This window comes from Dactylosporangium sp. NPDC000555 (assembly GCF_040300025.1).
GTDB lineage: Bacteria > Actinomycetota > Actinomycetes > Mycobacteriales > Micromonosporaceae > Dactylosporangium.
Map to the genome: position 1 here is coordinate 92,614 of NZ_JBEPDB010000022.1, position 8,930 is coordinate 101,543.

An 8,930-nucleotide genomic window follows, 5' to 3' on the forward strand; every position below is an offset into this window, starting at 1 on the left:
GCTTCCCGTCCGCCGCCGCGACGAGGAGTACCAGCGCGGCCTAGCCCGCCTGCACGCCGCCGACCAGACCCGTGGATGGACCACCTCGACCTGCTGGTGCTGCGCCGGGGGTGAGTGCCGGACCGCCGTGAGAGGGTTGGGGTATGGCCAACCGTCTCGCCGGGGCTACCTCGCCCTACCTGCAGCAGCACAAGGACAACCCGGTCGACTGGTGGCAGTGGTCGCCCGAGGCGTTCGAGGAGGCGCGCCGGCGCGACGTGCCGGTGCTCATCTCCGTGGGGTATGCAGCCTGTCACTGGTGTCACGTGATGGCGCACGAGTCGTTCGAGCACGAGGGTGTCGCGGCCGCCGTCAACGAGCTTACCGTGCCGATCAAGGTCGACCGCGAGGAGCGGCCGGACGTCGACGCGGTCTACATGACGGCCACGCAGGCCATGACCGGGCAGGGCGGGTGGCCGATGACCGTCTTCGCCACGCCCGACGGCGAGCCGTTCTACTGTGGCACCTACTTCCCCCGCGACGCGTTCCTGCGACTGGTCCACGCCGTCTCCGACGCCTGGCGTGAGCAGCGCGAGGCGGTGGTCCGGCAGAGCGCCGCCGTGGTCGAGGCCATCCGCAAGGTCGCGGAGCGACCCCCGGCAAACCCCATGGACGATTCGGTACTGCGGTCCGCCGCCGCCACGCTGATGAAGACCTACGACGGCGAGCACGGCGGCTTCGGCGGGGCGCCCAAGTTCCCGCCGCACATGGCGCTGCTGTTCCTGCTGCGCCACTATCAGCGCACGCGCGACGACGCCGTGCTCGACGCGGTCCGGCACACCTGCGAGCGGATGGCCCGCGGCGGCATGTACGACCAGCTTGCGGGCGGCTTCGCGCGGTACGCGGTGGACGGCACCTGGACCGTGCCGCACTTCGAGAAGATGCTGTACGACAACGCGCTGCTGCTGCGCGTGTACACCCACCTCGACCGCATCGCCGGCAGCGGCACCGGGCGGCGGGTGGCCCAGGAGACCGCCGCGTTCCTGGCCCGGGACCTGCACGACGGGCACGGCTTCATCTCGGCGCTCGACGCCGACGCCGGCGGCGAGGAGGGACTGACCTACGTCTGGACCCCCGAGCAGGTCGACGAGGTGCTCGGCGAGGTCGACGGGGCCTGGGCGCGCCACCTGCTCGAGGTGACCCGCGAGGGCACGTTCGAGCACGGCAGCTCGGTGCTGCAGCTGCCCGAGGACCCGGCGAACGCCGAGCGCTGGCAGGACATCCGGGCCAAGCTGCTGTGGGCGCGCGGGGGGCGGCCGCAGCCGGCGCGGGACGGGAAGGTCGTCGCGGCCTGGAACGGGCTGGCGATCACCGCACTGGTCGAGTACGGCAAGGCGTACGACGACGGCGAAGCGATCGGCCTCGCGGTCCGCACCGCCGAGTTTCTGGCCGGCACTCACCTGGTCGGCGGGAGGCTGCGCCGGGTGTCCCGCGACGGCGTGGCCGGCGAGCCGGCGGGTGTGCTGGAGGACTACGGCGCGGTCGCCGAGGCGTTCTGCGCGGTACACCAGGCCACCGGCGACGGCCGCTGGCTCGCGCTCGCCAAGGAGTTGCTCGACGTGGCCCTCGAGCGGTTCCGCGACGCCGGCAGCGGCGGCTTCTTCGACACCGCCGACGACGCCGAGGCGCTCGTCGCCCGGCCGGCCGACGTCACCGACAACGCCACCCCGGCGGGGCTCTCGGCGATCGCGGCGGCGCTGGTCACGTACTCGGCGCTGACCGCCGACACCGCCTACCGCGAGGCGGCCGAGCGCGCGCTCGGCACTGTCGCGGCCGTGGCGGCGACCCATGGGCGGTTCACCGGATACGCCTGCGCGGCGGGGGAGGCGCTCCTCTCCGGCCCGTACGAGATCGCCATCGCCACCGCCGACGCGGCCGACCCGCTCGTCGCGGCCGCCTGGTGGCACGCGCCCCCGGGCGCCGTCGTCGTCGCCGGCGAGCCGGACCGCGCCGGGGTGCCCCTTCTCGAGGGGCGTCCGCTGCGGGACGGGCGGCCCACGGCGTACGTCTGCCGGGGTTTTGTCTGCGACGCGCCCGTCACGGCGCTCGAGGACCTCGTCGCCAAGCTGGCCTGAATCGGTCGTACCCAGGGTGCGTTCACCGCAGGCGAACGCACCCGGCCTTGGCGTCGCCTTGTAACGGTGTAATCGTGTAATCAGAGTTGCTCAAGCAAGGGAGTAATGATGATTCGACGAGGAGACGTGCCCTGGGGACGCGGCGGCGGCCCGCGCAGCGAGCCCCCGCCGGCCGACGACGCGACCGCCTGGATCGGCGGCGCGCTGCCGGAGACCTGGTTCCAGGGCCCGGCCGAGGTGACCATCGACCGCGACGAGATCCTGATCGTCGGCCGGCTGAGCGAGCCCGCGCTGCCGGACGACGCCACCGACGCCGACCGGGCCGCGGCCGCGCAGGGCCGCATCGCCGGGTTCCGGGGGACCACCCGCGACCAGCGGATCGGCATCGCGCAGCAACTGGAGCGGCGATACCGGCGCAAGGTCTCCTGGGGCGTGCGGGTCGGCGAGGCACACGAGCTGTTCACCACCCACTCGGCCCCGGTGATGACCCGCCTGCGCCAGACCGAGCGGCAGGTGCTCGACACCCTGGTCGACTCGGGCGTGGCGCGGTCGCGCTCCGAGGCGCTGGCGTGGTGCGTGGCTCTGGTCGGGCAGCACGCCGACGCCTGGCTGACCGAGCTGCGGCAGGCCATGGAGTCGGTCGACGAGCTGCGTCGCCGCGGTCCAGCGGTGTGATCCGCGCGGCCCCCTGAGGGCCGTAGGCCGGCTGGGCGCCGGGGTATCGCCGGATAAGTCGGACATATCCGGATGCCCTGGCGCCTGGCCCGTGCCATCGGCGCGAGCCGAAACGTTAGGCTGGCCAGCCTATGGACACCCGAACCGGACTCCCCGTCGTCGGCATGGTGGGCGGTGGGCAGCTGGCCCGGATGACCCACCAGGCGGCCATCGCCCTCGGCCAGTCCCTGCGAGTGCTCGCCGTCTCGCCCGACGACGGCGCCGCCCTCGTCGCCGCCGACGTGCGGATCGGGCGCCACGACGACCTCGCCGCGCTGCGCGACTTCGCCAAGGGCTGCGACGTGGTGACATTCGACCACGAGCACGTGCCCGGCGAGATCATCCGGGCACTCGCCGCCGAGGGCCACACGCTGCTGCCGGGGGCGGACGCCCTGCGGTACGCGCAGAACAAGCGGATGATGCGCGAGCACCTCGGGGCGCTCGGATTCCCCATGCCGCGCTGGACGGCGGGCGACGCGCGCGCGTTTGGCGACGAGGTCGGCTGGCCGGTGATCGTGAAGACGGCGACCGGCGGGTACGACGGGCGCGGGGTGTTCGTGGCCGAGTCGCCCGCCGACATCCCGGCGGACGTGGAGATCATCGCCGAGGAGCTGGTGCCGCTGCGGCGCGAGCTGGCCGCGGTGGTGGCGCGGTCGCCGCTCGGGCAGGTCGCGGCGTACCCGGTCGTGGAGACCGTCCAGGAGAGCGGCATCTGCGTCGAGGTGCTCGCCCCCGCGCCGGGCCTCGACGAGGAGCATGCGGTGCGTGCTCAGAGCCTGGCCATCGACATCGCCACGAGTCTCGGCGTCGTGGGCGTGCTCGCGGTCGAGCTGTTCGAGACGACCGACGGGCGACTGCTCATCAACGAGCTCGCGATGCGCCCGCACAACTCCGCCCACTGGACGATCGAGGGCGCCCGGACCTCGCAGTTCGAGCAGCACCTGCGCGCCGTGCTGGACTACCCGATGGGCGACACCCGGATGACCGCCCCCGCCGTCGTCATGGCGAACGTCCTGGGCGGCGAGCCGGGTGGCATGTCGATCGACGAGCGCCTGCACCACCTGTTCGCCGAGGAGCCGGGCGCCAAGGTCCACCTGTACGGCAAGCAGGTCCGCCCGGGCCGCAAGATCGGCCACGTGACGGTGCTCGGCGACGATCTGGAAGACTGCCGCAGGCGCGCCCGCCGGGCCGCCAGCATTCTCGAGGAGGGGTACCAGCATTGACCGACGTCGGCATCATCATGGGCAGCGACTCCGACTGGCCGGTCATGCGCCTGGCGGCCGAGGCGCTGGACGAGTTCGGCGTTTCCCATGAGGTACGGGTCGTATCCGCGCACCGGACCCCCCACCTCATGCTCGACTACGCCGGCGAGGCCGTGGCCCGTGGCCTGAAGGTCATCATCGCCGGGGCCGGCGGCGCCGCCCACCTGCCCGGCATGGTCGCCTCGGCCACCCCGCTGCCGGTCATCGGCGTGCCGGTACCGCTGAAGTACCTCGACGGCATGGACTCGCTCATGTCGATCGTCCAGATGCCGGCCGGCATCCCGGTCGCCACGGTGTCGATCGCGGGCGCACGCAACGCGGGCCTGCTCGCCGTGCGCATCCTGGCCGCAGCCGATCCCGCGCTGCTGGCGAAGGTCCGCGACTTCCAGGAGTCGCTGCGCGCGATGGTGGCCGAGAAGGACGCCGCCCTCTCGGCGTCTCTCGCCGGGCAGCCGACCCCCACGGAATAGTTCCCTGCCGCGCCGCTTGCCGCGACGTACCGCTGCAGGACCTGCAGCAGGCAAACGCCGAGCACGGAGCCTCCCCCGCGGGCCTGTCGATGGCCGGGTTACTCTGCGCCGGTGAGTTCGCTGAGCCTGCCGCAGCTCGATGCACTGCTCGCGGAGGCGACTGTTGACTGCTATGACGAGGACGAGCAGTTGACGGGCCGCCGGATCCGCCGCCCGACGGCGCACAGTGGATCGAGGCGTACCGGCACTGGGGCGGATGACGCGTGAGCGAGTACCAGTACTACGAGTTCGTGGCGATCGACCGGCCGTTGACGACAGCCGAGCAGCGCGAGCTGCGGGCGGTGTCGACACGTGGCCGGATCAGCGCGTCGAGCTTCGTCAACGACTACCAGTGGGGTGACCTGAAGGCCGACCCGCGCAGGTGGATGGAGCGATACTTCGACGCCCACCTCTACCTGGCGAACTGGGGTACCCGCCGGATCGCACTGCGGCTGCCGGTACAACTGCTGGATCCGGATCTCGCGGCAACGCACTGCGTGGGTCACTCGGCTTCCTCGTGGGCCACGGACGAGCACGTGATCCTCGACCTGTACAGCAGGGACGAGGACGGCGAGGAAGAGTGGTGGGACGACCAAGCCGCGCTCGCGTCGATCGTCCCGGTCCGTGCGGAGCTGGCCGCCGGCGACAACCGGCTGCTCTATCTGGCGTGGCTGTTGTGCGTGCAGGACCAGGAGCTGGACGAGGACGAGTTGGAACCACCGGTCCCGCCCGGCCTGGCCGAGCTTTCCGGGCCGCTGCGCAGCCTCGTCGACTTTCTGCGCCTGGACGAGGATCTCCTCGACGCGGCGGCTCAGGCCAGCGCGCCCCTGACCACGAAGGCGCCTTCGGCGGCAGCGTTGGCCAAGTGGGTGCAACGGCTGCCGGTGGCGGACAAGGACAAGGTCATCGTGCGGCTGCTGCGCGGCGACAACACGCACCTCCGCGCCGAGTTGCTGCGCCAGTACGGCGGCGGGGCGGCGGCGGAGGCCGTCGGTGGCGGCCGGACGGTGGGCGAGTTGCTGGCCAGCGCCGAGGCGCGCTGGGCGGGCCGGCAGCGGCAGGCCGAGGAGCGTAAGGCGGCCGAACAGGCGCGCCGGGAGGCGGCGGCCGCGGCCGCCCGCGACCGGCGCCTCGCCGAACTGGCCACTGATCCGGAACAGGCGTGGCAGCGGGTGGCGGAGCTGATCGCGACCAAGAAGCCGAAGGAGTACGACGCGGCGGTCGCGCTGCTGGCCGACCTGAAGGCGCTCGGCGAACGCGACGGCCAGAGCAGGGCCTTCCGCGGGCGGCTCCACCAGCTGCGCCAGGAACACGCCCGCAAGCCGAGCCTGCTGGACCGCCTCGAACGCGCCGGCCTCATCGCGAGCGCCGCCAGCGAGATGCCGACATGAGCGCTGTTCGCCGCGGCCGGGTGGCGACCGTCCAGCGGGAGACGGGCCGGGCGGCGGTCGTGGACGCCGACCAGCCTCGAAACAGAGCACCACGACCCGTTCTCGTCGACTGGCGTCGGCCAGTGGGGTCGCCGCCGTTCACCTCCAGGCCAGTAGCCATAGGTCAAGCAGCGAGGCGGCAAGCGAATGCTGTCAGTGCGCCAGCTCACCAGCTAGCGAATGCGTCGCTACTCGATGTCTACGGTTCTCGGCTTCGGTAGGCGGCCTACTCAGGCCACGTTGAGCTGGATGTTGCCGATACGGGCGACGATATCGAGTTGGCCGCCGAGCCCGACCACATAAGCCCTCAACGTCTCCAGGCCGACGGCGTCGCCGTTCTCGATCTGGCTGATGCGCGCCTGAGTCAGGCCGGTCGCTTTAGCCAGCTGGGCCTGAGTCAGGCCGAGCTGCTTACGGATGTCAGCCAGCTGAGCGCCGCTGACGGAGGCCAGCATCTGCTCTCGCATCTCCCGGCGCCGGGTAACTCGCTCGCTGCTGTCCCAGGTCGGGTCGGCGGCACGAGCCTTGGCCTTGACGTCCCGCCAGTTCGAAGCTTCGGTCATGACCGGCCCTCCTCTTTCAGTGCTGCGAGATGGTCGGCGTACCGAGAGTCCGCGAGCGGGATCGCTTTGCGGTACCACGTCTCCCGCCGCCCGGACTTGTCCCCTGCCATCAGGAAAATCGCCTCACGTGCAGGATCGAACGCGAAGACCATCCGAACCTCGGAACGGCCGGCAGAGCCTGGCCGCAGCTCCTTCATGTTCTGGTACAGGCTGTCTTCAGTCGGTCGACCAGCGGCCGACCGAGTGCCGGCCACTGCTCGGCCAGAACGTCGATCGCCTCCGCCACGAGGTCTGCTGTCACCACGTCGGTGCGACACAGTTCCAGGAACCATTCCTCGACCTCGGGATGCAGCCTGACCTCCCACATACCAGTATGTATAAGCCGGACTTATATTCTCGCTCCAGCAGCCACGCACCAACTCGACGAGTGATCGGCGAAGCGAGCCAGCTCGGGTCACGGCGAACCAACCGGGCATACCGGACGGGCCTCGCCCATCGCAAACGCCGATTGTGTGATCGGCCCCCGCTCCCACCAGCCCGAACGAAGCCAGGTCAAGCCGGGGGCGGGATATGCCAACGCAGGTCAGCCCAGGCGTCGGTACACTGTGCACCGCGCCCTCGTAGCTCAGGGGATAGAGCAACGGTCTCCTAAACTCACGGCCCATGGACCGACTGCTCAACGTGATCGATGTCGAGGCGACCTGCTGGGACGGGCCGCCGCCGCTCGGTCAGGTCAACGAGATCATCGAGATCGGCGTCTGCGTGGTGGATCTCGACGCCCGGGAGCGGGTGGGGCGAGACCGGATCATGGTGCGGCCCGCGCGATCGACCGTGAGCGGGTTCTGCACCGAGCTGACCGGGATCACGCCCGAGGAGGCGGCGGCCGGCGTGCCGTTCGAGGAGGCGTGCCGGCAGCTCGTACGGCGCCACCGATCGGACTCCCGGCCCTGGGCGAGCTGGGGTGACTACGACCGCAAGCAGTTCGCTCGGCAGTGTGACGGCACCCGGTGGTACCCCTTCGGATCGGTCCACGTCAACGCGAAGGCCGTCTTCGCCGATGCCCGCGGGGCCCGGCGGCAGGGCATGGCCGGCGCCCTGGAGAGCGTCGGCCTGCCGCTGGAGGGGCGGCACCACAACGGTGCCGATGACGCTTGGAACATCGCGGCGCTCGTGCTGTACCTGGTCGAGCGTGGCCGGTGGCCGGCCGGAGACGACGGCGTCTGACGCCGTTACTCGTGGGGCGGGGCGGCGGACGACGATCGTCTAGCGATGAACGGGCGATTCGGGCAGAATTCCGGCAGACGACACGGTCGGCCCCGGGAGCGGCGACGATGACGGCACCATGGCGCGACGGCAGCGCGACCCCATCGACCCAGGCGCCGGTCATCGACACGACCGTGCCACACCCCGCCCGGCGGTACAACTACTGGCTCGGCGGCAAGGACAACTTCGTCGCGGACCGTGAGTCGGGCGACAAGATCGCCGCGGTGTATCCGCCGATCCGCACCGCCGCGATCGCCAACCGCCGCTTCCTCGAGCGGTCGGTCGCGTTTCTCGCCGAGGCCGGCGTTCGGCAGTTCCTCGACATCGGCACCGGCATTCCGGTCTCGCCGAACACCCATGAGATCGCGCAGGCGATCGTGCCCGACGCCCGCGTCGTGTATGTCGACAACGACCCGATCGTGCTCAGCCACGCCCGCGCGCTGCTGACCAGCGCGCCCGGCGGCATGACCGCGTACATCGACGCCGACATGCGCGACCCGGAGGCGCTCCTGCGCGACGAGTCGCTGCGGGGCGTGCTCGACCTGACCAGGCCGGTCGCGATCCTGCTCGTCTCGGTGCTGCACTTCGTGCCCGACGCCGAGGTCATCGTCCGGCCGCTGCTGGACGTCGTGCCCGAGGGCAGCTACATCGCGCTGACCCATCTGTCGAAGGACCTGTTGACGCCGGAGGTGGCGGCCCAGACCGACGCCGTCAACCAGCGCGCCGGCGTCGACATGTGGTTTCGCGGCCGCGGCGAGATCGAACGCCTCGTCGACGGCCTCGAGATCGTGCCGCCGGGCATCGTGCCGGTCGCGGAGTGGCACCCCATCGACGACCCGGCCGAGCGCCCCTCGCCGGTCGAGGCGTCGCTGTTCGCCGTCATCGCCCGCAAGTAAACGACATTCGGCTCACGCACGCGATCGTTCGCGCTGAGAGCCCTGCCACGTGGCAGGGCAAAGTGCTCGAGAGAGGGACTGTAAATTGCTCCTCTGTCAAGCCGTGCGGGTGTCTGCAGTGCGCGCGTCGTCGGTGCGCAGGGCTTGGTAGACAACGTCGGAGATGCGTCGCTTGAGGA

General features: G+C 71.2%; 11 protein-coding genes. 8 read left to right on the forward strand and 3 right to left on the reverse strand.

All coding sequences use genetic code 11. The annotated features are described in order from the left end of the window. The first annotated feature begins 143 nt into the window (after window positions 1–143). From ABT297_RS16550 to ABT297_RS16575, 6 genes are all read left to right on the forward strand, one after another. Entirely contained in the window at window positions 144–2,114 is a 1,971-nt protein-coding gene (locus ABT297_RS16550) for a thioredoxin domain-containing protein (RefSeq protein WP_350549726.1), read from the forward strand. 126 nt (window positions 2,115–2,240) lie between these two features. Beyond that, window positions 2,241–2,789, forward strand: coding sequence for an ATP-binding transcription factor AbmR (gene abmR, locus ABT297_RS16555; RefSeq protein WP_350549729.1), 549 nt, complete (start codon window positions 2,241–2,243; stop codon window positions 2,787–2,789). A 131-nt stretch (window positions 2,790–2,920) separates the two neighbouring features. Continuing rightward, window positions 2,921–4,051: a 5-(carboxyamino)imidazole ribonucleotide synthase gene (locus ABT297_RS16560; RefSeq protein ID WP_350549732.1), complete on the forward strand. Its 1,131-nt coding sequence runs from the start codon at window positions 2,921–2,923 to the stop codon at window positions 4,049–4,051. Further along, window positions 4,048–4,560 carry a 5-(carboxyamino)imidazole ribonucleotide mutase gene (gene purE, locus ABT297_RS16565; protein ID WP_350549735.1) on the forward strand — a complete coding sequence of 171 codons (513 nt, stop codon included), beginning with the start codon at window positions 4,048–4,050 and terminating at the stop codon, window positions 4,558–4,560. Before ABT297_RS16560 ends, purE begins: the two co-directional genes overlap by 4 nt. 111 nt (window positions 4,561–4,671) lie before the next feature. Next, window positions 4,672–4,827 carry a hypothetical protein gene (locus ABT297_RS16570; RefSeq protein ID WP_350549738.1) on the forward strand — a complete coding sequence of 52 codons (156 nt, stop codon included), beginning with the start codon at window positions 4,672–4,674 and terminating at the stop codon, window positions 4,825–4,827. After that, window positions 4,824–5,990 (forward strand): hypothetical protein, encoded by a 1,167-nt coding sequence (locus ABT297_RS16575; protein WP_350549741.1) that lies wholly within the window; start codon window positions 4,824–4,826, stop codon window positions 5,988–5,990. Before ABT297_RS16570 ends, ABT297_RS16575 begins: the two co-directional genes overlap by 4 nt. Window positions 5,991–6,259: 269 nt before the next feature. On the opposite strand, the gene ABT297_RS16580 is transcribed toward ABT297_RS16575, so the two are convergent. The 3 genes from ABT297_RS16580 to ABT297_RS16590 are packed head-to-tail and all read right to left on the reverse strand — an operon-like array spanning window position 6,260 to window position 6,959. Then, window positions 6,260–6,592, reverse strand: a complete 333-nt coding sequence (locus tag ABT297_RS16580; protein WP_350549743.1) for a helix-turn-helix domain-containing protein — start codon at window positions 6,590–6,592, stop codon at window positions 6,260–6,262. Further along, window positions 6,589–6,789 (reverse strand): type II toxin-antitoxin system RelE/ParE family toxin, encoded by a 201-nt coding sequence (locus ABT297_RS16585; protein ID WP_350549746.1) that lies wholly within the window; start codon window positions 6,787–6,789, stop codon window positions 6,589–6,591. The genes ABT297_RS16580 and ABT297_RS16585 overlap by 4 nt, the downstream gene beginning before the upstream one ends. Beyond that, window positions 6,786–6,959, reverse strand: a complete 174-nt coding sequence (locus ABT297_RS16590; protein WP_350549749.1) for a hypothetical protein — start codon at window positions 6,957–6,959, stop codon at window positions 6,786–6,788. The genes ABT297_RS16585 and ABT297_RS16590 overlap by 4 nt, the downstream gene beginning before the upstream one ends. A 296-nt stretch (window positions 6,960–7,255) precedes the next feature. On the opposite strand from ABT297_RS16590, the gene ABT297_RS16595 reads away from it, so the two are divergent. Together ABT297_RS16595 and ABT297_RS16600 are read left to right on the forward strand one after the other, a co-directional pair. Then, entirely contained in the window at window positions 7,256–7,816 is a 561-nt protein-coding gene (locus ABT297_RS16595) for a 3'-5' exonuclease (protein ID WP_350549752.1), read from the forward strand. Between the two features lie 107 nt (window positions 7,817–7,923). Then, window positions 7,924–8,751: an SAM-dependent methyltransferase gene (locus tag ABT297_RS16600; protein ID WP_350549755.1), complete on the forward strand. Its 828-nt coding sequence runs from the start codon at window positions 7,924–7,926 to the stop codon at window positions 8,749–8,751. Window positions 8,752–8,930 lie beyond the last annotated feature (179 nt).